This window comes from Paraburkholderia tagetis, assembly GCF_022213065.1.
GTDB classification, from domain to species: domain Bacteria; phylum Pseudomonadota; class Gammaproteobacteria; order Burkholderiales; family Burkholderiaceae; genus Paraburkholderia; species Paraburkholderia tagetis.
This window is the reverse complement of the sequence record NZ_JAKLJA010000003.1, coordinates 291,009-314,242: the sequence shown is the minus strand read 5'-3', so window position 1 is coordinate 314,242 and position 23,234 is coordinate 291,009. Positions and strand designations below refer to the sequence as shown.

At 62.5% G+C, this 23,234-nt stretch carries 26 protein-coding genes and 1 pseudogene; 12 read left to right on the top strand and 15 right to left on the bottom strand.

The window, feature by feature from the left end:
• Nucleotides 1-44: 44 nt before the first annotated feature.
• The 3 genes from L5014_RS06575 to L5014_RS06565 are packed head-to-tail and all read left to right on the top strand — an operon-like array spanning nt 45 to nt 1,256.
• Nucleotides 45-707 carry a DNA-binding protein gene (locus tag L5014_RS06575; protein ID WP_238462767.1) on the top strand — a complete coding sequence of 221 codons (663 nt, stop codon included), beginning with the start codon at nt 45-47 and terminating at the stop codon, nt 705-707.
• Nucleotides 708-711: 4 nt separating this feature from the next.
• Nucleotides 712-909 (top strand): hypothetical protein, encoded by a 198-nt coding sequence (locus L5014_RS06570; RefSeq protein WP_238462766.1) that lies wholly within the window; start codon nt 712-714, stop codon nt 907-909.
• A complete protein-coding gene (locus L5014_RS06565; protein WP_238462765.1) occupies nt 906-1,256 on the top strand; it encodes an HGGxSTG domain-containing protein in 351 nt (116 codons plus the stop codon). The genes L5014_RS06570 and L5014_RS06565 overlap by 4 nt, the downstream gene beginning before the upstream one ends.
• A gap of 330 nt (nt 1,257-1,586) precedes the next feature.
• Here the strand turns inward: L5014_RS06565 and L5014_RS06560 are convergent, their stop codons facing one another.
• From L5014_RS06560 to L5014_RS06550, 3 genes are all read right to left on the bottom strand, one after another.
• A complete protein-coding gene (locus L5014_RS06560; RefSeq protein WP_238462764.1) occupies nt 1,587-2,114 on the bottom strand; it encodes a hypothetical protein in 528 nt (175 codons plus the stop codon).
• Between the two features lie 183 nt (nt 2,115-2,297).
• Nucleotides 2,298-2,681 carry a hypothetical protein gene (locus L5014_RS06555; RefSeq protein ID WP_238462763.1) on the bottom strand — a complete coding sequence of 128 codons (384 nt, stop codon included), beginning with the start codon at nt 2,679-2,681 and terminating at the stop codon, nt 2,298-2,300.
• Between the two features lie 13 nt (nt 2,682-2,694).
• Complete coding sequence (locus L5014_RS06550) at nt 2,695-3,681, bottom strand: hypothetical protein (RefSeq protein ID WP_238462762.1); 987 nt, start codon at nt 3,679-3,681, stop codon at nt 2,695-2,697.
• Between the two features lie 673 nt (nt 3,682-4,354).
• Here L5014_RS06550 and L5014_RS06545 point away from each other — a divergent pair.
• Nucleotides 4,355-4,694 (top strand): annotated as a pseudogene (locus tag L5014_RS06545) (Arm DNA-binding domain-containing protein); the annotation flags it as partial.
• 125 nt (nt 4,695-4,819) lie between these two features.
• Complete coding sequence (locus L5014_RS06540) at nt 4,820-5,167, top strand: hypothetical protein (protein ID WP_238462761.1); 348 nt, start codon at nt 4,820-4,822, stop codon at nt 5,165-5,167.
• 162 nt (nt 5,168-5,329) lie between these two features.
• On the opposite strand, the gene L5014_RS06535 is transcribed toward L5014_RS06540, so the two are convergent.
• The 4 genes from L5014_RS06535 to L5014_RS06520 form a co-directional block, all read right to left on the bottom strand.
• A complete protein-coding gene (locus L5014_RS06535) occupies nt 5,330-5,542 on the bottom strand; it encodes a hypothetical protein (RefSeq protein ID WP_238462760.1) in 213 nt (70 codons plus the stop codon).
• Nucleotides 5,539-5,904, bottom strand: coding sequence for a hypothetical protein (locus tag L5014_RS06530; RefSeq protein ID WP_238462759.1), 366 nt, complete (start codon nt 5,902-5,904; stop codon nt 5,539-5,541). Before L5014_RS06530 ends, L5014_RS06535 begins: the two co-directional genes overlap by 4 nt.
• Nucleotides 5,905-5,909: 5 nt before the next feature.
• Entirely contained in the window at nt 5,910-6,899 is a 990-nt protein-coding gene (locus L5014_RS06525) for a hypothetical protein (protein WP_238462758.1), read from the bottom strand.
• A 334-nt stretch (nt 6,900-7,233) separates the two neighbouring features.
• Nucleotides 7,234-7,446: a hypothetical protein gene (locus tag L5014_RS06520; RefSeq protein WP_238462757.1), complete on the bottom strand. Its 213-nt coding sequence runs from the start codon at nt 7,444-7,446 to the stop codon at nt 7,234-7,236.
• Between the two features lie 214 nt (nt 7,447-7,660).
• Between L5014_RS06520 and L5014_RS06515 the strand changes: the two genes are divergently transcribed.
• The 3 genes from L5014_RS06515 to L5014_RS06505 all read left to right on the top strand — a co-directional run bounded on the left by L5014_RS06515 (nt 7,661) and on the right by L5014_RS06505 (nt 9,645).
• Nucleotides 7,661-7,993, top strand: a complete 333-nt coding sequence (locus L5014_RS06515) for a hypothetical protein (protein WP_238462756.1) — start codon at nt 7,661-7,663, stop codon at nt 7,991-7,993.
• Between the two features lie 261 nt (nt 7,994-8,254).
• On the top strand, nt 8,255-8,791 hold the full coding sequence (locus L5014_RS06510; protein ID WP_238462755.1) for a hypothetical protein: 537 nt from the start codon (nt 8,255-8,257) through the stop codon (nt 8,789-8,791).
• A 143-nt stretch (nt 8,792-8,934) separates the two neighbouring features.
• Complete coding sequence (locus tag L5014_RS06505; protein WP_238462754.1) at nt 8,935-9,645, top strand: hypothetical protein; 711 nt, start codon at nt 8,935-8,937, stop codon at nt 9,643-9,645.
• A 475-nt stretch (nt 9,646-10,120) separates the two neighbouring features.
• Here L5014_RS06505 and poxB read toward each other — a convergent pair whose 3' ends face one another.
• Nucleotides 10,121-11,839, bottom strand: a complete 1,719-nt coding sequence (gene poxB, locus L5014_RS06500; RefSeq protein ID WP_238462753.1) for a ubiquinone-dependent pyruvate dehydrogenase — start codon at nt 11,837-11,839, stop codon at nt 10,121-10,123.
• Nucleotides 11,840-12,114: 275 nt separating this feature from the next.
• On the opposite strand from poxB, the gene L5014_RS06495 reads away from it, so the two are divergent.
• Both L5014_RS06495 and L5014_RS06490 read left to right on the top strand, forming a co-directional pair.
• Nucleotides 12,115-12,822, top strand: a complete 708-nt coding sequence (locus L5014_RS06495) for a pseudouridine synthase (protein ID WP_238462752.1) — start codon at nt 12,115-12,117, stop codon at nt 12,820-12,822.
• A gap of 154 nt (nt 12,823-12,976) precedes the next feature.
• Nucleotides 12,977-13,165, top strand: a complete 189-nt coding sequence (locus tag L5014_RS06490; RefSeq protein WP_238462751.1) for a hypothetical protein — start codon at nt 12,977-12,979, stop codon at nt 13,163-13,165.
• A gap of 34 nt (nt 13,166-13,199) precedes the next feature.
• On the opposite strand, the gene L5014_RS06485 is transcribed toward L5014_RS06490, so the two are convergent.
• Nucleotides 13,200-14,261 (bottom strand): NAD-dependent epimerase/dehydratase family protein, encoded by a 1,062-nt coding sequence (locus L5014_RS06485; protein WP_238462750.1) that lies wholly within the window; start codon nt 14,259-14,261, stop codon nt 13,200-13,202.
• A 118-nt stretch (nt 14,262-14,379) separates the two neighbouring features.
• Between L5014_RS06485 and L5014_RS06480 the strand changes: the two genes are divergently transcribed.
• Nucleotides 14,380-15,411, top strand: a complete 1,032-nt coding sequence (locus tag L5014_RS06480) for a CDP-6-deoxy-delta-3,4-glucoseen reductase (RefSeq protein ID WP_238462749.1) — start codon at nt 14,380-14,382, stop codon at nt 15,409-15,411.
• Between the two features lie 401 nt (nt 15,412-15,812).
• Nucleotides 15,813-16,997 (top strand): acetylornithine transaminase, encoded by a 1,185-nt coding sequence (locus tag L5014_RS06475; protein WP_238462748.1) that lies wholly within the window; start codon nt 15,813-15,815, stop codon nt 16,995-16,997.
• 110 nt (nt 16,998-17,107) lie between these two features.
• On the opposite strand, the gene L5014_RS06470 is transcribed toward L5014_RS06475, so the two are convergent.
• From L5014_RS06470 to L5014_RS06445, 6 genes are all read right to left on the bottom strand, one after another.
• Nucleotides 17,108-17,824 (bottom strand): ABC transporter ATP-binding protein, encoded by a 717-nt coding sequence (locus L5014_RS06470; protein WP_238462747.1) that lies wholly within the window; start codon nt 17,822-17,824, stop codon nt 17,108-17,110.
• On the bottom strand, nt 17,824-18,600 hold the full coding sequence (locus L5014_RS06465; protein ID WP_238462746.1) for an ABC transporter ATP-binding protein: 777 nt from the start codon (nt 18,598-18,600) through the stop codon (nt 17,824-17,826). Before L5014_RS06465 ends, L5014_RS06470 begins: the two co-directional genes overlap by 1 nt.
• Nucleotides 18,601-18,623: 23 nt before the next feature.
• Complete coding sequence (locus tag L5014_RS06460; protein WP_238462745.1) at nt 18,624-19,793, bottom strand: ABC transporter permease subunit; 1,170 nt, start codon at nt 19,791-19,793, stop codon at nt 18,624-18,626.
• A gap of 15 nt (nt 19,794-19,808) precedes the next feature.
• Nucleotides 19,809-20,759 (bottom strand): branched-chain amino acid ABC transporter permease, encoded by a 951-nt coding sequence (locus L5014_RS06455; protein ID WP_238462744.1) that lies wholly within the window; start codon nt 20,757-20,759, stop codon nt 19,809-19,811.
• A gap of 988 nt (nt 20,760-21,747) precedes the next feature.
• Nucleotides 21,748-22,707 carry a 4-hydroxy-3-methylbut-2-enyl diphosphate reductase gene (gene ispH / locus L5014_RS06450; RefSeq protein ID WP_238462743.1) on the bottom strand — a complete coding sequence of 320 codons (960 nt, stop codon included), beginning with the start codon at nt 22,705-22,707 and terminating at the stop codon, nt 21,748-21,750.
• A 5-nt stretch (nt 22,708-22,712) separates the two neighbouring features.
• Nucleotides 22,713-23,168 carry an FKBP-type peptidyl-prolyl cis-trans isomerase gene (locus L5014_RS06445; RefSeq protein ID WP_238462742.1) on the bottom strand — a complete coding sequence of 152 codons (456 nt, stop codon included), beginning with the start codon at nt 23,166-23,168 and terminating at the stop codon, nt 22,713-22,715.
• Nucleotides 23,169-23,234 lie beyond the last annotated feature (66 nt).

Here is a 23,234-nt window from a genome sequence, read left to right as displayed (position 1 = left end):
CAAACAACCAATAGCGCCCATCATTTTACGTTGAGCGGAGCCCTATGGACGCCACCATTACGCAGCACGCCGCCAGCACGCGCCCCCCTGTTGCCAACTCGGAGCCGCGCTTTCGCGACGCATTCGATGCGGTACGCTTCGCGCTCTGCTATTCATCGCAGCAGTACGGCACGACGCCGCTTGCGAAATGCGTGGACGATACGCCGATCGGACGCGGCATGGGACTCGTTGGCATGGACGGCGCAGCGCAGGCCGGCGCGATACGGCGGCACATGGAAACGCTGCCCGAGTCGCACCTCGCGGTGCTGGTCGCGCGTGCCGCGCCTCATTCGCTGCCCTGCACCTGTGGAGCACCATGCTGTCTCGGCACGACACCCAATCCGGAACGGTGCGCAGCCGTTGAATGGCTGACCGACGCCGCGGCCGCCTACGCGTCGGGTCTCACCCATCGCCAAGCAAGGCGGGCCATCATCGAGAAGCTGTTCGGCGCCGGCGGAAGCCTCGCCGATATCGCGGCGCATTGCGATGTGCCCGTGCACACCATCAGCCGGAACAACACCGCGATCCGGCGATGGCTCGACGGCGACACAAAAGCCGGCGAGCCCGGAGCGACCCAGGCGGCATGGAACGCTATCGGGCGCAGGCTCGCGATGGCCGGCCTGATCGACGCGAACGCCACTGACGCGGCCCGAGCTGGACAGGCGTGAAACGATGGCCGGAATCTCGATTTGCGAATTCGCTCGCCGTGACGGCTGCTCGGACGGTGCCGTGCGCAAGGCAATCAAGGCAGGGCTGATCGCCGCGCTGCCCTTTGGTGGCTCGCCGCTGGCGTTCGAGCCCGCCCCCCTCTTCAATGGGCTACCCGAGGAGGAGCGCGCACTGGCCGCATGGCTGGCGGGCCAATCATGAACGGCGACGAGCGGCGACGGCTGAATGCTCACAATGCGGAGTGTGACCGTGTGCGCGCCGAGCGCGAGGCGATTGAGGCAGCAGCCTTCGAGCGCTGGCGGCGTGGTGGCTGCGACGGCCCGATACCGGCACCCGCGCTGCCCGATTACCCGCCCTTCCCTGACGATCTGCGCGGCCTGACGTGCGACGCGCGCACGCGTGCGGGAACGCCGTGCCGCCGGCTCGACCTGTACGCGAACGGGCGGTGCAAACTGCACGGCGGGCTCTCCACCGGCCCGCGCACTACCGAGGGCAAGGCGCGCGCAGCCCTCAATGGCCACGCGTCAAAGCGGAAGCAAAGCCTATGAGAGGTTCAGGAAAGTTAGGTTCGAAGGCCGAATAACCGCCCTGAAACGTCGTTCGCGGCCGACTGAAACGCACCTGCGACGAAAAAAACTCAGCAAATCCACGGCAGTGGTACGCGTTTCGATCACGGAAAAAACCATCGGCGCAAGGCGGCTCACGGCGGGCGCGAACTGCGTACTCATCATGGCGAAACCCTTACCGGACAAGGCTGAGACAGTGGTTCACACCGCCGTGGTACGCAGCACAGTACGCACGGAATCCGGGGGGTTTTTACCGTCTATAAAAAGGCGCGGCGACGGAAAAAACGGCAGGGCGCGGGGAGTTTTTTTCCTCTATAAAAAAAGGGCGATGAAGGAAAGAAACGCAGGGAGTGCCGACAGGGCAGGCCTTCCGGGCACGGCCTGCATACGGAAACGTGGGTACTGACGGAAGAAACCCTTGCACGCCGGCAACTGGCCAGCACGTTGCGCCGTCACGCCTGCAAGCCGAAAGCCTTGCTGGGCAGACATTTCGTGCGTTGTTAGTTTGAAACGCATCCGGCTCAACAGCGTCTCTTGCAGGGGGGCCGTCAATAAAAAGAGCGGTGGACGGAAATAACCGCCAGCCCCGGAAACCCCGACGCACCCGGCCAGCGCGCGATATGATCCGCCCCGCGACGCCCACCGGGCGACCGTTGACAATTCGCCCGCGCGGGGGCCGGTAATACCCGCGCACAGCAGCGTAACGAACTGACAGCCCGGAAAGACGGGCACAAAAAGCCGACTCGTGAACTGACCCCGCAAAGTTGGACAGTTTTCGGCTAGGGCCGCGAGGGTCGGCTTTTTTGTTTCAGTCGGCTGAATCTGGATCTGGCTCGCCATCGCCGTATTCGCCCGAAAGCAGCGCGGACAGTTCCTCCGGTCGCAGTCGTCGCATGGCGCTCTCGACCCTACGGTCATATCCCCGGTCATTGGGATCGTGCCCGGCGTGTGCCTTTCGGGCGTACTTCTGCGCGAAGCAGCCGAGTTCACCGGCAAGGCGCATCTTCTTTCGACTTGCAGTCATCAGGTTGTAGCGATTGCAGGCGATATCGGTTCTACTTCGAGCGAATCGAATTCGACCAATAGTTCCGCACCGAGTGTGGCCGAAAAAACAGCTATCGGCTTCGGCTCGCGGTTCACTTTTCCAAAGTATGACTTCTCTAGCGAATCCAGCGCGCGCTCGTATTCGCCAGAGTCGAAGTCGGTGAGTATCTTCGCTTCGTAAATGATGTTCTGAATCAAGAAATCATTTACCAGGCAGCGCGATGCCCCTTTGAAAACCACACGAGCGCGCTGTTTTCTGTCATCGAACATCAATAACAGTTCCACAAGCTCGGCTTTCATGTCTGCCGAGATACTCAGCAAATACCAATCGTGAAAAGAACCGTAATTCTTGATCGCATCCATCTAGTAAGTTCCGTTAGGGGTTCCAGGGGCTGAAGGGAACAACATCGTCACCGCCATCCCGGACGCCATTGCTCCAGTTGTGGGCGTGCGGTTGCAGGCCATTGTGGATGTGGTCGAAATCCAGATCCACAACGGGCTTTCCACCGTCGCCGTATAACCTCATTTGTCCGCTTCCCGGATTGGTGTACCAAGTTCCGGGGTCACCCAGATTGGGAGTTTTAGCAACGTCGAATGCATCACCGTCCGGCAAATCGTCGCTGTACTCGAACGGCTGCGCATCACCGAACGGCGTTGAATCGTCGCTCGCGCCGCTCGCGAAATCATTGTCGAGCGTGCCATCATCACCCGAGAGAGCATCGCCACCGAGCACGGCCCCCGCCGCAGTCTCGACCGCACCGAGCCAGTCAAACCCGCTGCCAGAACTGGCGACATTGCTGGCGGTCGCGGCAACCCTCGCAGCAGCCGGCACGTAGGGCGTCCTGTCGATAAAGTACCCATTCGCATCGAGCGGGACGAACTCGCCATTGCGTACCCCGTAGATGGTCGGCTTTGGATCGGGTGCCCGCTTCGGCCAGCTTTGCGGCGCATAGGACCGGCCAACCCGGCGGCTGCCCCGCCACGCCCGGTTAATAGCGGGTATGAGCGCACCATCGCGTACCGCATCGCGCAGGACGCGCGTCACGCCCTCACCATCGACCGGCGCAGACAGGCCCGAGATGCGAAGGTGTTCGCTGATAAACGCGACATAGGCGCTGAAGTCACTACAGCCACGCGCAGCGCGGCGACTGGTGCCTACCCGGAAGTACCGGTCAAAGTCCAGCCGGTCCTGCTCGATCTGTTCCTCACGCTCCTTGCGCGCCTTCTGGCGTTCATCGTAGGACAAGCTCCACCAAGAGGTGGGCTCATCCACGTCACGGGCAGGCACAAGCGAGCATTGCCAGTCGCTCGTTAGCGGCACATGCAGTGCGTTGTACGATTGCCCCCATTCTGGGAACGACATGTCTCCTCCGCATCGGTCTGAAGCGGGTATACCTAGCACGCTGGCCAGCCGCTGACCTTGCGCTACGTTGACCACCACGCGCTTGATGCGAAGTGCATGGGGAGCTTTGGGCGCCTTTGACACCACCGGAGATGACACACGCATTCGGCCGTAGGAAAACATGCGTACTGCAAACTGCATAGACCTCTCCCCCTTTGCCGCCAGGCACGCATCGCTGCTTGCAATTGCCCGTGCAACTCGGACGCGGCAAAGGCCCCGCAGCCGCACTGCACCGTGCGCCGGAGCGCGTGGGACACTCTTGGGACACTCGGCAGCAGAAACCGAGAATCACCGGCAAATGAGGAAAACAGCAAATTCTTGATTTATTTGATTTTTAATCATCCTGCCTGTTTCCATTTTCTCCGCATCTGCGACTCAAAATCCGGTTCCGAAAGGAGTGCCGGTTCGATTCCGGCCCGAGGCACCAGATACCTTCCAAACGTTCACAACGTTTGACCAGAGAGCCCCGCCAGATATAGTCTCGCGGGGTTTTTTGTTGCACACTACTCCCAGCTTTCACCAGTACCAACAACCCCCACGCGGGGTTTTTCCGGGGGTTGTACCGCATTCGCGAAACTCGGTGGTGAAAAAGACCCCCGAAAAGCCCCCTGCGGCCGTCGCACGGGGCACCCACGTGGCTCTCACCGATCTTGCGGTTCGCAATGCCAAGCCGGCAGAAAAGCAGCAGAAGCTGTTCGACGCTGGCGGCCTGTTCCTTCTCGTCACGCCCGCTGGCGGCAAACGCTGGGTGCTGAAATATCGGATCGGAGGCAAGGAAAAGAGCCTCGCGCTCGGCACCTATCCCGAGGTTTCGCTGGTCGAGGCGCGTAAGCGGCGCGACGCCGCGCGGGAAAAACTGGCGGCAGGCACTGATCCGGGCGAAGCCAAGAAAGCACGACAAGCGTGCGGCGAAGCTGGCGGCGGCCAACTCGTTCGAGACCGTCGCACTGGCATGGATGGACGAGCGGCGCCCGTACGTTGAGCCGCCGACGCAGGGCGTGAATCTGACGGAGCGCAGCTACCCGGAGCCCTGCCGAGCCCCGGTATCACAGCGGGCCGCCAGCGGCCGCCGACAACACACGAAGCAGGGAGGCAACCGATGATCGATGGCCTTATCAACTGCAAGCTGTACGGCACTGCGCAGCGACGCACCGGCCAGAGCAGGCGTGCATTTGTCACGGCGAAGGTTCGCGCAGCCAGCGACGGCGACACGCTGTTCGTCAACATCATCACGTTTTCCGACTCGACGAGCGCACCCCCTCCTCAATGCGCCACCCGCGGAGAAGCGCGCACTGGCCGCGTGGCTGGAAGGCCGATCATGAATGGCGACGAGCGGCAGCGGCTGAATGCTCACCATGCGGAGTGTGGCCGCGTGGGCGCCGAGCGCGCGGCGATCGAGGCGGCGGCCTTCGAGCGCTGGCGGCGTAGTACCGCAGTACTGGCATAACGGCAAAAGAAAGAAATACGATCAACGTGACGTCGCCGTTGCTCGCGGGGCTAGGTGTCTTCTGCACGTGCGGTATTACACGCAATTCGTCGAACCGCGAAAGTAGAAAACGTCGATCGATGGACACGAAAAAGCCGACTCGCGAGGGTCGGCTTTGGCGTTTCAATCGGGCGATTCTGCATTGGTGTTCGCGTCATCGCCGGACAACATCTCGGAAAGCTCGTCGGGTAATAGCCGCCTCATCGCCTTCGCAATCTTGTGGTCGGACTTCCGGTCATCGGGATCGAGCTCACCGGGGCGAGCTTTTCGGGCGTACTGTTGGACGAAGCAGCCGAGTTGGCCGTCCAGGCGAGCCCGCTTTCGATTCGTGCTCACTCCACTTCCTGCGCCACCACGGAATCGCACTCAATGGCAATCTCAGCGCCGAGCGTCGAATAGACGAACGCCAGTAGTGCGGCCTTCCTATGGCTGAGCCGCTCGCCACGCTCGAGCACGGCACTGGCGCGCGCATACTTCGAATCCGCTGGCGGGACGATGTGAATGCCGTAGACAATGTTCAGTAAGCCAAAGTGCTCGACCGAAACACAGGTCACGCCGCTGAATGTGATAGCGGCGCGTCTATTTCCAACATACAAGCCAAGCGTTAGTTCTCGCGGCTCGGCATTCGGACCAACGGTCACACTGTCCAGACACCAATCGTGGAAGTAGCCCCACGCTTTCAATCGTTCTTCTGACATATCGATTACCAAGGAAGCAGGGAGACCGGCGCGCCCTCGTCGCGGTTGTAGCCATCCCAGTTGTGCGCGTGCGGGTTAGGGTTGCCGTGATGCGCCTCGAGATCGAAGTCTGTGAGCGGGGTACCGTTCGCGCCGTATTGGCGCATTTGCGGCATCGTGCCGGGCATACTCGATATCCACGTCCCTGGCTCACCATTGAACGGCATACCTGCAATTTGCTCGCCGTCACCGCCCCGTATATCTGCACTGTACTCAAACGGCTGCGCATCGCCGAGTGGCGTTGAATCGTCGCCACTCGTCAAGCTATTGGCCATGCCCGGCGCACCGTCGCTATTGTCATCCGATCCTGAGTCGCCGCCGAGCAAAGCGCCCGCCGCTTCTTCGACCACGCCAAGCCAATCGGTCCCGCCGCCCGAGCTGGCGGCGCTGCTCGCGGTCGCAGCAACCCTGGCGGCAACCGGCACATATGGCGTGCGATCGATAAAGTATCCGTTGTCATCGAGCGGGACGAACTGGCCGTCACGCACGCCGTAGACGGTCGGCTTCGGGTCTGGCGTTCGCTTCGGCCAGCTTTGTGGCGCGTAGGATCGGTCTACCCGCCGGCTACCCCGCCATGCGCGGTCGATTGCCGGAACAAGCCGGCCATCCCGTACAGTGTCACGAAGGATGCGCGTCACGCCTTCGCCATCGACCGGCGCGGATATGCCCACGATGCCCAGGTGATCCCTGATAAACGCGGTATAGGCGCTGAAATCACTACAGGCGCGTGCGGCGCGGCGGCTGGTGGATACCCGGAACAGCCGGTCGAAATCCACCCGGTCGTGTTCGATCTGTTCTTCGCGCTCCTTGCGCTTTTTCTGGCGTTCGTCGTAGGGCAAGCTCCACCACGTAGTCGGTTCGTCCACGTCACGGGCCGGCACAAGCGAGCATTGCCAGTCGCTCGTCAGCGGCACGGACAGCGCATTGTATGAGCGTCCCCATTCGGGTAACGACATATCTCCTCCGCGTCGATGTGAAGGAGGTATACCTAGCACGCAGCAAGGCAGCAGACTTTGCGGTAGATAAGACTTCTGTGATTTGATGCGGAACGAATGCAGCCGGTGAAGCTTCGCGTAATTTTGCGTCCCGATGCCACTCAAACGCACCTTCGAGGAAAAAAACCGGCGTTTCAACGGCAGTGGTACGCGTTTCGATCACGGAAAAAACCATCGATGCGAGGCGGCTCACGACTGGCTCGCGATGCACACTCATCACCGCGAAACCCTCACCACACAAGGCGCGGCGACTGGTTTCCAATCGCGAGGTTGCCACGGAATCCGGGGTTACCGTCTATAAAAAGGCGCTGCGACGGCAATAAACGGCAACGCGCGGGGAGTTTTTTTCCTCTATAAAAAGGCGCGACTGGGGAAAGAAACGCGTCCACGAGCGGCGCGCATCGGTCCGCAAACCGAACATAGCGCCGAACGTGGACCAGAGTTTTTTCCGACTATAAATAAGGGCGGACGGGCGGAAGAAACTTTGTTCGGCGCGATCAATGTTCATGTTTGATTTCCGGGTGTTTTCAAAACGGGCGGAAGCCGCGCCATCCACAGTTCGAACGCCTCACCAGACGGGGCCGGACACTCGAATGTGCACAACGACGATGCGGGTCAGCAAACGCTCTCAAGCTGACGATTTCGTATTCTATGGAGGTCCAATGCGCGGCGGAATGAGATACGGCGCAGGCCGGCCAGGTACAAGAGCGAAAACGAGCGGCTTGCACTCGATCGACGTGCGCAGACTGCATCGTGAACACATGCTGCGGCCGGGGCTTGCCTACTGCTGGCAGTGGACGGACGAAGCCGGCAAGCCCATGTCGACGATTGGTATCCGCACGCACAATCGCGGGCTGATCTTCTCCTACGCTATCGGCGGCGAGCCCGTCAAACAGCGCGTCGATCTGCGCACAACGCCCTGCAACTACGGCGGATCGCGCGTCTGGTTCGAATGTCCAGCCTGTCGGCAGCGCGTGGCGATTCTCTTGTTTCGCGGTGGGTTGCGTGCCGCCGATGCCTCGGGCTCGCCTACCCGAGCCAATCCGATGGCCTGATTGATCGCCGTTGGCGCAGGCAGGGCAAGATCGAGGTCCGGCAAGCGAATGACGCGCGCCACGCGCCAGCGGCTGGGACGAGTTGGATCGAATCGCGGAGGCCCGTAATCTGGCGCTGATGGAAACTACACGCCGCCTGCTTGGCTGGCAACCACTTCCCACTCTCGTTACGCGCATACGCAAACCCTAGCAGATCGAGCGCTTGCGTATTTCACGTCGGATCGCTTATACGGAGAGGTCAGCAATCTAAGGACGCAAAACATGGGCGATCGATCCAAGGTTGAGCAATTGGCTGAACTCCAGAACGAGGCACAGCAACGGGAGGGATTGCTGTTAGGGCTCCATAGCGGACTGCTCGGATTCTCTGCCGCTTCGCTCCTGGCCCTCATCGCGGCCCAACCACATGGCCTCCTAACAACGGTCACGTGTTGCTCGCTAGTTTTGTCAACGATCGCCTTCGGGCTCGTTGTGCTCGAACGCATCCTTGTCCTTCATAAGGGAAGCGAACTACATATCGGTCACATCGTTCTCGCCGAGGACTTCTCCGGGCGCGCCATCATTGTCGGTGTTAGCGGACTGATAATTGGGTTTGCACTGCTGGTCGCGCACATTTCGATCGCCTGCACCGTGTTTTTCGCGGTTTGTTTGTTTTTCGCGGTTCGCTGGCACTCGCGTTTCAAAGCTCAGTTGGACAAGATACCGCCTGCTCAGGCTGTCATGCACTCGACTACGAGACGTGCGAATAGCTCTCACGGATCAAGTGAAGTTCCCCGAGGCGAGGCGGCACCACGCCAGTAAACGCTAGAATCGGCGCAGCCCAGACCACCAGACGCGGCCCGTAAACCCGTCGAGCCTTGCCAGGCGCAACGCTTGAGAAGAAGGCGACGCCGCGCATTGCCGAACTGGTCGATCTGACCTGAGCACTTTCTCCTGGATACCAAATGGCTCAGCGAGACGAAGCGTTCTTCTTTGAGCGGCTCATCCCACCGATGCTGAAGCATTTGCGGCAGATCGCAGGGCTGACGCAAGGCGAACACTCGGTCGACGACCTCAAAAGCGAAGCGTGGATCATCGCGAAAGAGATCAAGACGGAACGCGGCGGCACGGTCGAGCCCGAGGATGCAGATTTGCAGGAGACGGTTGTCGCGCGGCTGCACAAGCTGTTCGGTCGCTTTGTGAACCGTGCAATGCGCTTTGCAGTGCGGCTCGATCAGGAAGAACAAGACGATGACGGCAAATTCAGCAAAAATGCAGTGTCTGCCCGCCTCGAGGGTCCGCAATTCTACGAACCCGAGGTTGCGATGGAACTGGCGGAAGACGCAGCCGAAGTGGAGCGTGTGATTCATACCCGCTTCTCGGAGGCAGTCGCGTACTACCACGTGTTCGATCAGTTCGACGGCGATAGCGGCGCAATCGCCAGATATTTCGCCATCGCGCCGAAAACACTCAAGGTACGGCGCATACGGGTGGAAACTGTGGCTCGCCTTCAGCCGTCCGTGTTCGACGGCGTGACGAGCATTCCGCCGGATTTTCAGCCCCGCCCAGGCAGACTGCTTCGTAGGCGTGCCCCTGTTCGCTTCCGGCGCATCTGCGGTGCCACGCGGCCCGCGCAGTTGCACTTGTTCCTGCGATACGGCGCGGTATATCGGTAGGGCTAGCAACGGGTGCACGATGACGTCGCGCACCGAATGAGCCGGGACCTTCCCGGGCGTTTTTTTAACTCGCTTCGACGAATGAAAAATCACCACCTGGAAAGCCTGCGCCGCGCGGCGCGCGAGTACCACCGCAACCATCCATGGCGACTCAGACAGGGCTTGTTCGTTCCTCACATATATCCCGACGAGCAACAACCGGCTGTCGTGGTGGGACGATGTCGGCTTTGTTCTGAATGGAGATAACAGGCCAGCGGGCATCATATGGGGTTGTTTTGGGGGTTTTCTGAATGTACGAAATCACGACTCCCTTGTTCTTCAATGCTTTGTCACAGTTATTCCATTCCGGCCCGAGCACCAAAGAATATTCCGGCGATCTCCGCCGATTTGCAAAAACCCGCGACAGCACCAGGCTTCGCGGGTTTTTTGTTTCCGGCGCGCGGGAATGCCGCGGCATCCCTGCGGCATCCATCAGTCAGCGCAAGTTGGTCTGCGCGAGCTCCACCACTTCATCGCCTCGCCCGCTCAGCACCGCACGCAGCATGTAAAGGCTGAACCCTTTCGCCTGCGCCCACTGGAGCTTGGGCGGCATCGCCAGCTCGTGCCGGGTCGTCACCACGTCCACGAGCGCCGGGCCGTCATGCGCGAACGCCTCGCGCAACGCGTCGTCGAGCGCTTCCGACGTCTCCACGCGCACGCTGAAGAGCCCCGCGCCTTTTGCGATATCGGCGAAATTGGTCGCCACGAGATCGGTGCCTGTCTCCACGTAGCCACCCGCCTTCATCTCCATCGCGACGAACCCCAGCGAGCCGTTGTTCAGGACGACGATCTTGATCGGCAAGTCGAGCTGGCGCGCCGTGAGAATGTCGCCGAGCAACATTGAAAGGCCGCCATCGCCGGAGAGCGAAATCACCTGGCGCCCGACATGCGCAGCCTGAGCGCCGAGCGCCTGTGGCATCGCGTTCGCCATCGAGCCGTGGTTGAACGAGCCGTGCAGGCGGCGGCGCCCGTTCATCGTCAAGTAGCGCGCGGCCCAGAGCGTGGGCGTGCCGACGTCGACTGCGAAGATTGCGTCGTCGGCGGCAAGCGCGTCGATGCGCGAGGTCACGTATTGCGGATGCAGTGGCTTGCCTGCGGGCGCCGGGCGAGCAAGGTCGTCGAGTCCCTTGCGAGCATTCGCATAGTGCTCGCGCGCGCGTTCGAGGAAACGGCGATCGGTCTTGCGCGTGAGCCGCGGCGTGAGCGCGCGCAAGGTCTCGCGCACGTCGCCGATCAACCCGAGCGTGAGCGGCGCGCGCTTGCCAAGCGCCGCCGCGTTGAGGTCGATCTGCACGATATTCGCGTGTTCGGGATAGAAGTTGCGATACGGAAAATCGGTGCCGAGCATCACGAGCGTGTCGCACGACATCATCGCGTGGTAACCGGAGCTGAAGCCAATTAGCCCCGTCATGCCCACGTCGTATGGGTTATCCCATTCGACGTATTGCTTGCCCCGCAGCGCGTGCACGGTCGGCGCGCCGAGGGCGGCGGCGAACGCCACCACTTCGTCGTGTGCGCCCTTGCAGCCGCTGCCGCACAATAGCGTGACGGCCTCCGAGCGGTTGAGCAGGTCCGCCAGCCGGTCGATGTCCGTGGAAGCCGGCAGCGTCGCGGGCCGCGTGTGCTGCGCCCAGGCCGCCTCTTCCTCGGGGCCGTCGAGCAGCGCCACGTCGCCGGGCAGAACGATCACGGCCACGCCCTTCTTGTCGATGGCGGTGCGCAGCGCCGTGGCGAGAACGCGCGGAAACTGCGCCGCGTTGGTCACGAGTTCCACGTAATGGGCGCATTCGCGAAAGATATCGGTCGGGTGGGTTTCCTGAAAGTAGCCAAGGCCGATCTCCGTCGACGGAATGTGCGCGGCAATCGCCAGCACTGGTGTGTGATTGCGATGGCAGTCGTACAGGCCGTTGATGAGATGCAGGTTGCCGGGGCCGCAACTGCCCGCGCATACCGCCAGCCGGCCAGTTGCAGCGGCTTCCGCGCCCGCCGCGAACGCGGCGACTTCCTCGTGCCGCGTATGCATCCAGCGGATCGTGCCGAGCTTGCGCAGGCTTGCGGAAAGTCCGTTCAGACTGTCGCCGGTCACGCCCCAGATGCGTTCGACGCCCACCGCTTCGAGCGTTTTGGCCAGAAAGTCCGCGATCGTCTTCGCCATGCCGTTCTCCTCGTGAGCTGCCAGGCACTGCGCGCGACGCACGCATCGGCCGGGTCATCGCGTTACGTTACGCCATCCTCGCGTGGTGCGCCGTGAAGCATCTCAACCCGGACCCATATGGGGCACGAGTCATTATTCGCCAGCTCGGCGGCCCACCGGAAAGACGCGCCCGCGTCGTCGTTTCGAGCCCGCTTCGAGCACACTGGGGGCTCACGAACGGGCGGCACGCCGGCGTTCGCTAAAATGCAGCGGTTTATAGCCGTCGGCGTCCCGCCATGAATCTCGAAAGCATTCTCTTTACCCAAGGTTTCGGCACGCGCCGCCAGTGTCGTGGCCTGATCCTCGACGCGCGCGTGGCCGTCGCGGACGCACCCTGCACCGATCCGCTCGCCGACTTCGATACCGAAGGCCTGGTGTTCAGCGTCGACGGCGCGCCCTGGCCGTTTCACGCGCGCGCCTACCTCGCGCTGAACAAGCCCGTGGGCTACGAGTGCTCGCGCGACCCGCAGCATCATCTGAGCGTGTTTCATCTGCTGCCGCCGCAGTTCGTCGCGCGCAACGTGCAATGCGTGGGGCGCCTCGATCAGGACACGACCGGCCTGCTGCTCCTCTCCGACGACGGCCAGTTCGTGCACGCTTTCACTTCGCCCAAACGCAAGGTGCCCAAGATCTACGTGGCCACCACGCGCCATGCGCTCGACGAGACGCAGTTGCGCTCGCTGCGCGAAGGCGTCCTGCTGCACGGCGAACGCGAGCCCAGCGCCGCCGTGGCCGCGCACGCGCGCGGCGAGCACGAGCTCGAGCTGAGCGTGCTCGAAGGCAAGTACCACCAGGTCAAACGCATGGTTGCCGCGGCGGGCAATCGTGTGGAGGCGCTGCATCGCGAGCGCATCGGCGGCTTCGCGCTGCCTGCGGATCTCGCCCCGGGCGCATGGAAATGGCTCGATGCAGCCGCGCTCGGCGCGCTGCGCAACACGGGGTAAACCACGGCGCGCACCGCACAGGGCTGACCCAGTGTGCGCTCGCCCACCAGACGCGCCAAATTGACCCTGTTTGCGCCGCGCCGCAACATGCCCTTCCGGAGGTTCCGCTCTATACTCGTTTCAAGAACGATTACAAGTTGCAAGGAGGGGCATCATGATCATCAACGGGTCATTCGAAATCTCTTTCGTGTTGATGGCATTCATGGCGCTGGGGGCAATTCTGATCGGCGGCTTGCTGGCGTCGATGCATTTCCGGCATCAATACCATCCCAATCTGATCGGGGCGCTCATCGGGGCCCTGTTCTGCTTCCTCCTGCTCGAAGCGCTGCCGGCAATCACGTGAACGGCATGCTTGCGCCGCGCCGCCGGCCCAAGGCTTATGGGTGCGGCGGCAGCGTGCGCAAAAAGGCATCCACATCGGGATAGCGCAGGCGCGCGCGCAGTTCGCGCTTGAGCCGCGTGTTCGCGAGCCGGCGCGATTCCCGCATGAAAGAAAGCAGTGTCGGGTCGAGTTCCCGCTCGGCCTGCTTGCGTTCGACGCGCGGTGCGCGCGCGAGACCGAACGCGTCCGCCACGCGATCGAAATAGTCCCCCATCTTCAGCTCGCTGTCGTCGCTCGCGTGAATGACGCGCGCCGGACGCCCGTGCGTGGCCAGCCGCAGCAGGATGGCCGCGAGATCGTCGGCGTGGATATGGCTCGTGTAGACGTCGTCCGGCTCGATCAGTGCCGGCGTGCCCTTTTTCAGCCGCGCGAGCGGCAAGCGGTTCGCGGCGTAGATGCCGGGAATTCGGGCGATGGTCGCCCTGAGCGCGCCGCGTGCCGTCGCGCGCCGTAGTTGCTGTTCGGCCGCCACGCGCCGTTTCGCGCGCGCGTTGGCGGGCCTCACCGGGCGGGTTTCGTCGATGCGTGCGCCGCCGCAGTCGCCATAGACGCCCGTGGTGCTCGCGTAGACGAGCGTCGGACGCGCCGGGTGGGCGCGGGCGGTGGAGCGAATACGCTCGGGTACAATAGAGAATGCTTTCGGACGCGACGTGGACGGTAACGCAAGCCCTGGCGCATGTGCGAGCGCGCTCCGGGCCAGACGGCTCGACGCCCCGCTTCGGGCAGACCGCGCCACAGAACGCCGACGCGCCTTGAGCGTCGCAATCAGCCTGCGTGTGCGCAGGTCGTCGTCGCCGTCTTTGGCGGGCGGCGCGAGGTGCAGCACGACGCTCGCGAGCCCGGCGAGGCGCGCAAGGTGCGCACGCATGTCGAGGTCGCCGGCGACCGGCACCGCGCCCGCAGCGCGCAACGTGCCAGCCTGCTCCGGGCGGCGCGTGAGCGCGAAGATGCGCGGTCGGCCGTGCCGCGCCTGCAACTGGGCAACACAGCGCAAGCCGACGTCGCCGCAACCGACAATGAGGATGCGCGTACGGCGCAGGGTTCGTGTGGCAATCATGGTGGACCCATTTTAGCCGCCGGCACCGTCCGGCGACGGCCTGAACCGGCCGAAACAGGCTCATCCCCGGATTTCAGACTCACGTTTTTTCGATCACGCTTTCTCGACTTTCTCGAATATGGTCTTCAACGTAACGCTCAAGCAAAGCGGCCGGCAGTTCCAGGTCGAACCCGACGAACCCATTCTCAACGCGGCGCTGCGCCAGGGTATCGGCCTGCCGTATGGCTGCAAGAACGGTGCGTGCGGCTCGTGCAAGGGCACGGTCTGCAGCGGCGAAGTCGGGCAGCGCGCGCACGCCGCTTCGGCGCTCTCGAACGACGAGAAGACGCGCGGCATGGCCCTCTTTTGCTGCGCGACAGCACAAACCGACCTCGAAATCGACGTCCGCGAAGTAGCGGGCGTCGGTGACGTCCAGGTGCGCAAGCTGCCCACGCGCATCGCCGCGATCGAGCGCCGCGCCGATGACGTTGTCGTCCTGAAGCTGCAACTGCCCGCCAACGAGCGTCTGCAATACCTCGCGGGCCAGTACCTCGAATTCATCCTCAAGGACGGCACGCGCCGCAGCTACTCGATGGCCACCGCGCCGCACGAGGAAGGTCCGCTCGAACTGCACATCCGCCATATGCCGGGCGGCAAGTTCACCGACCACGTCTTCTCGCAGATGAAGGAGCGCGACATCCTGCGCTTCGAGGCGCCGCTCGGCACCTTCTTCCTGCGCGAGGATTCGGACAAGCCCATCGTGCTGCTCGCCTCGGGCACCGGCTTCGCTCCGCTCAAGGCGATCGTCGAGCACGCGGTCCACAAGAATCTGAACCGCCCGATGACGCTCTACTGGGGCGCGCGCCAGAAGAAGGACCTGTACCTGATGGATCTCGCCGAACAGTGGGCGAAGGACATCCCGAATTTCCGCTTCGTGCCGGTGCTCTCCGAGCCCGCCGCCGACGACAACTGGACGGGCCGCACGGGCTTCGTGCACCGCGCCGTGATCGAGGACCTGCCCGATCTCTCGGGCTATCAGGTCTACGCGTGCGGCGCGCCGGTGATGGTGGAGTCCGCGCAGCGCGACTTCTCACAGCATCACGGCCTGCCCGAGGACGAGTTCTACGCGGACTCGTTCACGAGCGCCGCGGACCTCGCGAATCCCGTTTGAACGGCGGGCGGGCAGGCAGCGTCGCCTGCCCTGTGTCATGTGTCGCGGCCGCCTTCGTGCGCCCCGGCGAACGGTGCCGGCCAACCGGCATGAAAAATTCTTCGGCCGATCGAAGCAAATCGGCACATTGACGGTTTACAGCGCCGCCGCCCTTGTCGTATTCTTGCGCCCATGAACTGCATCCTGTCCGCTCTCCGACGTCGCCGCTCGCCCCTTCCCCAGGGCCTGGCTTAGTTCGAGAACGCGCGTTGTGCACGGGTTGAATCCCCAACGGAATCCCCAACGCGCAGGTAAGTTCGAATCACGAAAGCCACGGCCAAGTCCGTGGCTTTTTGTTTGTCTGCCGATTTTGACGGCTTCTTTCCAACCCTTATTGCAGTCCCAGTGCGGAGCCCGTTGCCATGAATTTTTCCGAGTACCCGATCGAGTCGCTGATGTACATCACCAACCGGCCCGAAATCGTTTTCACGCATGGCAAGGGGTCGTGGTTGTACGACAACGAAGGCAAGCGATATCTGGACTTCATCCAGGGCTGGGCCGTCAACAGCCTCGGACACTGCAACGAAGGCATGATCGAGGCGATGGAAAAGCAGGCCCGCCTGCTCATCAACCCGTCGCCGGCGTTCTATAACGAGCCGATGGCGAAACTCGCGGGTCTTCTCACGGAGCACAGCTGCTTCGACAAGGTGTTCTTCGCCAACAGCGGCGCTGAAGCCAACGAAGGCGCCATCAAGCTCGCGCGCAAGTGGGGCAAGAAGTTCCGCGACGGCGCCTACGAGATCATCACGTTCGACCACAGCTTCCACGGCCGCACGCTCGCCACCATGTCGGCAAGCGGCAAGCCCGGCTGGGACACGATCTACGCGCCGCAGGTGCCGGGCTTCCCGAAGGCCGACTTGAACGACATCGCCTCGGTCGAGAAGCTCATCACGGGCAAGACCGTCGCGGTGATGCTCGAGCCGATCCAGGGCGAAGGCGGCGTGATTCCCGCCACGCGCGAGTTCATGCAGGAACTGCGCGCGCTCACGAAGAAGCACGGCATCTTGCTGATCGTCGATGAAGTTCAGAGCGGCTGCGGCCGCGCGGGCACCCTCTTCGCCTACGAGCTCTCGGGCATCGAGCCGGACATCATGACGCTAGGCAAGGGCATCGGCGGTGGCGTGCCGCTCGCGGCGCTGCTCGCGAAGAAGGAAGTCACCGTGTTCGAGGCGGGTGACCAGGGCGGCACGTACAACGGCAACCCGTTGATGACGGCTGCGGGCTATTCGGTGATCTCGCAACTGGTTGCGCCGGGCTTTCTCGAAGGCGTGCGCGCGCGCGGCCAGTATCTGCGCGAGAAGCTGCTGGAACTGTCGGCGGAGCGCGGCTTCCAGGGCGAGCGCGGCGAAGGTCTGCTGCGCGCGCTGCTGCTCGGCAAGGATATCGGTCCCGAGATCGTCGAAAAGGCGCGCGTCATGCAGCCGGACGGCCTGCTGCTCAACGCGGCGCGCCCGAACCTGCTGCGCTTCATGCCCGCGCTCAACGTGACGAACGAAGAAATCGACCAGATGATGGCGATGCTGCGCACGATCCTCGATTCGCTGTAAGCACGTAAAAGCGTACGACGAGGCGCCATAAAAAAAGCCGCATGGACTTCACGTCCATGCGGCTTTTGTTTTTCCGCAGTCACGCAGACCGCGGAAACTTATTTACCCACTTATTCACCGAGGTACGCCGCGCGCACCTTCGGATCGTCGAGCATCTGCTTCGCGTCGCCTTCCATCGTCACGAGACCCGAGTCCATCACGTAGCCCCGGTTCGCCGCCTGCAGCGCAAGTCGCGCGTTCTGCTCGACCAGCAGCACCGTGATGCCCTCGCCCGAGATCGTGCGCACCACCTCGAAGATCTTCTCCACCATGATCGGCGAGAGACCCATCGACGGCTCGTCCAGCAACAGAAGCTTCGGCTTGCTGATGATCGCGCGCGCCATTGCCAGCATCTGCTGCTCGCCGCCCGAGAGCGTGCCCGCAAGCTGCGACGCACGCTCTTTCAGGCGCGGGAAGAAGCCGAACATGCGATCGACGTCCTTCTGGATGCCATCCTTGTCGTTGCGCAGGTACGCGCCCATCTGCATGTTCTCGATGATCGACATGCGCGCGAAGATGCCACGGCCTTCCGGCACCATCGCGAGGCCGCGCTTCAGAAGCTCGTGCGCGGGCACGCCCTTGATCGACTGGCCCATGTACTCGATGTCGCCCGCCGAGTAAGGCTTCAGACCCGTGATCGCCTTCATGGTGGTGGTCTTGCCCGCACCGTTCGCGCCGATCAGCGTGACGAGTTCGCCCTGCGCGACCTCCATGTCCACGCCCTTCACAGCCTGAATGCCGCCGTAATTGACCTGCAGGCCCTTGATTTTCAGAACCGGTGTAGCCATCAGTGAACTCCTGCGCCCAGATATGCCTCGATCACCTTCGGATTCTTCTGCACGTCATGCGGCAGACCCTCGGCAATCACCTTCCCATAGTCGAGCACTGTCATGCGGTTGCACAGGCCCATCACCAGTTTCACGTCGTGCTCGATCAGCAGGATGGTCTTGCCATCGGCGCGGATCTTGTCGAGCAGGCGCGTGAGTTCCACCTTTTCGGTCGCGTTCATGCCGGCCGCCGGCTCGTCGAGCGCGAGCAGCTTCGGATCGGTCGCGAGTGCGCGCGCAATTTCCAGGCGGCGCTGGTGACCGTACGAAAGATTGCGCGAGGTGTAGTCGGCGTACTGCGCAATGCCCACGTATTCGAGCAGTTCGATCGCGCGCTCCTTGATCTCGCGCTCTTCCTTGCGCTCGGCCGGCGTCTGGAACACTGCTCCCAGCAAGCCGTGCTTCGTGCGCACGTGGCGGCCCACCATCACGTTTTCCAGCGCGGTCATGCCGCCAAAGAGGCGAATGTTCTGGAACGTGCGCGCGATGCCGGCCTTCGCCACCTGGTACACGGCGGTCGGCGTATAGGTGTCGCCGTCGAGCCGGAACTCGCCCGAGTCCGGCGTGTAAAGGCCCGTGATCACGTTGAAGAACGTGGTCTTGCCTGCGCCGTTCGGGCCGATCAGGCCGTAGATCGTGCCTGATTCGATTTCGAGGCCCACTTCCGAGAGTGCCTGCAGGCCGCCGAAGCGTTTGTTCACACCCTTCACGGACAAGCGGATTTGTTTGTCGCTCATAGTCTGTTCTCCCGTCCTGTCGTTTACGCGCGCACCGGCTTCTTGCTCGAGCGTTTCGCAATCTTCGCGATCTTGTCTTCATGCTTCGCCGCGGGCCAGAGGCCTTCCGAGCGGTAGAGCATGATGACGACCATCGCGAGACCGTAGAGCAACTGTCGGATGACTTCGGTATCGACGATCTGGTGGCCGAACAGCATGTGCTGCAGCGGGCCCATGGTCGAGCGGAGGAACTCGGGGAAGATCGAAAGCAGAACTGCGCCAAGAATCACGCCCGGAATGTGGCCCATACCGCCGAGCACCACGCAGGCCAGCACCACGACCGATTCCCAGAACGTGAACGATTCCGGCGAAACGAAGCCCTGGAACGCGCCGAACATCGCACCCGAGAGGCCGCCGAACGACGCGCCCATCGCGAACGCGAGCAGCTTCACGTTACGGGTGTTGATGCCCATGGCCTTGGCGGCGATTTCGTCTTCGCGGATCGCAGCCCATGCACGGCCGATGCGCGAGTGTTGCAGACGCGTACACACCCAGATGACGAACAGCGCGCAGAGCACGAACACGTAGTAGTAGCAGTACACCGCGGTGAACGTGAAGCCCAGGATCGTGTGCGGCTGCGAGAGGTCCATGCCCGCGACGTGCAGAGGCGCCACTCCGGTGATGCCCTGCGGCCCGTTGGTGATGTTCAGCGGACGGTCGAGGTTGTTCATGAAAATACGGACGATTTCCCCGAAGCCCAGCGTCACGATCGCAAGATAGTCGCCGCGCAGACGCAGGGTCGGCGCGCCGAGCACGATACCCGCAAAAGCAGCGAGCCCCGCCGCGACCGGCACGACGATCCAGTACGGCGTATGCAGGCCGTTCGGGAACATGTGCGCGATCCACTCGAACTGGGTCGTGAGGTGCGGCGAAGTCAGCAGCGCGGCAACATAGGCGCCCACCGCATAGAACGCGATATAGCCCAAGTCCAGCAGGCCGGCGAAGCCCACCACCACGTTCAGACCTAGCGCGAGCATCACATAGAGCATCGCGAAGTCCAGCACGCGCACCCAGTAATTGCCGCCCGCGGCGCCGACCACGAAGGGCAGCGAGGCAACGACGATGGCCGTCACGATACCTACCGTGAGGGTTTTCGTGGTGTTCTTCTCGGGGATGAGCGTCGTCGACGGCTCGATCGGTTGAATGGAAGTCATGTTTGCTACCCCCTCTTATGCGCGGTCCGCGACACGTTCGCCCAACAGCCCCGACGGACGGAACACGAGCACGATGATCAGCACGATGAACGCAAACACGTCCTGATAGTTACTGCCGAACACTCCGCCGGTCAGGCTGCCGATGTAGCCGGCGCCGAGCTGTTCGATCAGGCCGAGCAGCACCCCGCCCACCATGGCGCCGCCCAGGTTGCCGATACCGCCCAGCACCGCCGCGGTGAACGCCTTCATGCCGGGAATGAAGCCCATATAGAAGTGCGCGTTGCCGTATTCGGAGGCGATCATCACGCCGGCCAGCGCAGCAAGCGCCGAGCCGATCATGAAAGTGGCCGAGATCACGAAGTTCGGGTTCACGCCCATCAGGCTCGCATTGTTCGGGTTCTCCGCGATGGCACGCATCGCGCGGCCGAGCCTGGTCTTGTGCACGAGCAGCAGCAGCCCCGCCATCACGATGAACGCAACGGCGATGATCACAATCTCAGTGGGTGAGATCACCGCGCCGACGCCCGTGTCGGTCGCCTTGATCACGTTGATCGGATCGGTCGAGATCAGTTGCGGGAAGGCCAGCGGGTTGCGCGACCAGATCATCATCGCGAGCGTTTCGAGCAGAATCGACACGCCAATGGCGGTAATGAGCGGCGCGAGACGCGGTGCGCGCCGCAGCGGCCGGTAGGCGATTTTTTCGATCGCATACCCGACGAAAGCGCACACAATCGCCGCAATCACGAGCGCAATGCACAGCGTGGGGATGTTCCCGAGGCCCGGGAAGTGGTTATGCAGCACGTTGATCGCGGAAAGCGCAACCATCGCGCCCACCATGAGCACGTCGCCGTGCGCGAAGTTGATGATGCCCAGAATCCCGTACACCATCGTATAGCCCAGCGCGATGATGGCGTAGATGCTGCCAAGCACCAGCCCGTTCAGGATCTGCTGGATGAAAATATCCATTTAATGCTCCTTTGCCCGTGCGACCGGATTCGCGCTCGTCATCGGCCGGTGGGCGATGTTTTACGGAACCGCAACGACACTCTCGGGTACTGAAGTAAAAGACCGGTAAAGGTTGGCCACACCCGGTTCGCATTGCTGCTGTTTGCAGCGGCAGGCTCGCCGGAAGCGGATGCAAAAACGGCACCGTCGGATGGTTCGGTGCCGTCGGGTTCAACAACGACTACTGGCTGTCACGTCCGCAGCGACGCCTACGCGGCGGGCCTTGCGGCCAGCATTGCGTGCGTCATGCGTCATGACTCCCCGATTCGGCGCAACGATCATCGATGTAGCACTCATGCGCGCTTCGACACTGCGAACGAACCACGTCTGGTGCGTTGCAACCGCAGCCGCCGAAGACGCGGCAAAAGCAAACTCGACTTGCATTAATCAGGTCTCCTGCGCCTTCCGAAATGCTTGTCTGTAAGGCCTCGCAAGGACATCGGCCCCCAGAACGGGCGCATTGTAACGCCAATTATGCGACAGGCAATATTGTTGAACCGACAGGGTTTTCCTGCATTGCAACCATTTTTTGAAATGAGAAGGCGATCGAGGTTGCACCCAGGTTGCGCCTTATTTCAGTGCATCAGTTGCACCATAAACCTGCGACGCCTGCATCAAGTGTTGTTTTGATGGGGCGCTACGCCTTGCCGGGCGGGCATCGTCTGCGCCGCTGCGTACATTTAAGTGGATATTGAAATTTCGCACCAAGTCGGTGCGTGGGCAATCGGAGAAGGTTAAACCGGCCAACTACAAGGGTCACACCATGAAATTCGCCCCTGCCCTCTAGCGAAAACACTAATAAGACGAGGTCGGAGCAGCGTGGTTTACCTCACGCTTTTCGTGATACGCCCCTATTTAATGGCGCAGGATCCGCGCCGCTGCTTTCATCGGCCATAAAAAAGCGCGCCGTTGGCGCGCTCTTTTCCGGAACCGGAGATGAGACCCCGATTCAGCCCGGCTGCCCAAGACCGCGCGGCAGCGGAAATGCGATGCTCTCTTCGATGCCCTCAAGCGCGCGCACATTGCGCACGCCGAGGTCATGCAGACGCTCGATGATTCTTTGCGCGAGCGCCTCGGGTGCCGATGCGCCCGCAGTCAGGCCAATACGGCGCTTGCCTTCGAGCCAGCGCGGATCGATCTGGTCGGGCGCATCCACCATATAGGCGGGAATGCCGCGCTTTTCGGCCACTTCGCGCAGACGGTTCGAGTTGGAGCTGTTCGGGCTGCCCACGACGATCACGACGTCGCACTGCGGCGCCATGAACTTGACCGCGTCCTGGCGGTTCTGGGTGGCGTAGCAGATATCCTGCTTCTTGGGCTCGCGAATATCGGGAAAGCGCGCCTTGAGCGCGGCGATGATATCGGCGGCGTCGTCCACGGACAGCGTAGTTTGCGTGACGAACGCCACGCGCTGCGGATCGCGCAGCTCGAGGGCCTCCACGTCGGCGATATCCTCGACCAGATACATGCCCTCGCGCACCTGCCCCATCGTGCCTTCGACTTCCGGATGCCCCTTGTGGCCGATCATCACGATGTCGAGACCTTCGTCGCGCATCTTCGCCACTTCGACGTGCACCTTGGTCACGAGCGGGCAAGTCGCGTCGTAGACGCGCAGGCCGCGCGCCTCGGCGTCGGCGCGCACGGCCTTGGACACGCCGTGGGCACTGAAGATGACCGTATTGCCCGACGGCACTTCGTCGAGCTGCTCGATAAAGATCGCCCCTTTCTTGCGCAGGTCTTCGACGACGTAGGCGTTATGGACGATTTCGTGGCGTACATAAATGGGCGCGCCGTGGAGCTGGATGGCCCGCTCGACGATCTCGATGGCGCGGTCGACGCCGGCACAGAACCCGCGCGGCTGGGCGAGCAGGATTTCGGCTTCGGCGAGATGGGACGTGTCCGTGGTCATGGGCTTTAGAGGATTCCGATGATTTGCACTTCGAACGCAACGGCCTGGCCAGCGAGCGGATGGTTGAAATCGAACAGCGCGGAGGTCTCGTTCACCTCCTTGAGCACGCCGGCGTAACGATCGCCGTTGGGCGCGTTGAATTCGATGAGATCGCCGGGATTGAACGACTCGCCGATCATGGCGTTATCGCGCAGCGTCTTGAGCGAAACGCGCTGAATCAGATCGGGATTGCGCTGGCCGAAAGCCACGCCGGGTTCTAGCTGAAAGGTGGAGTGGTGCCCCACTTTCAGACCCATCAAAATGTTCTCCAACGGCGGCGAAAGCTGCCCGGCGCCCAGCAGCAGCGTGGCGGGACGGTCGACAAACGTGTTGACGATCTCGGTGCCATCGGCAAGCGAAAGCCGGTAGTTCAGCGTGACGTGGGAACCGGGTTTCACCTCGGAGATGTCGATGATGCTCATGCGGTACTCGTTTTCGTCTGTGCGCGAGCGCAACGCGTACGCGCGGGAGGCGCCCTCAAAGGGCCG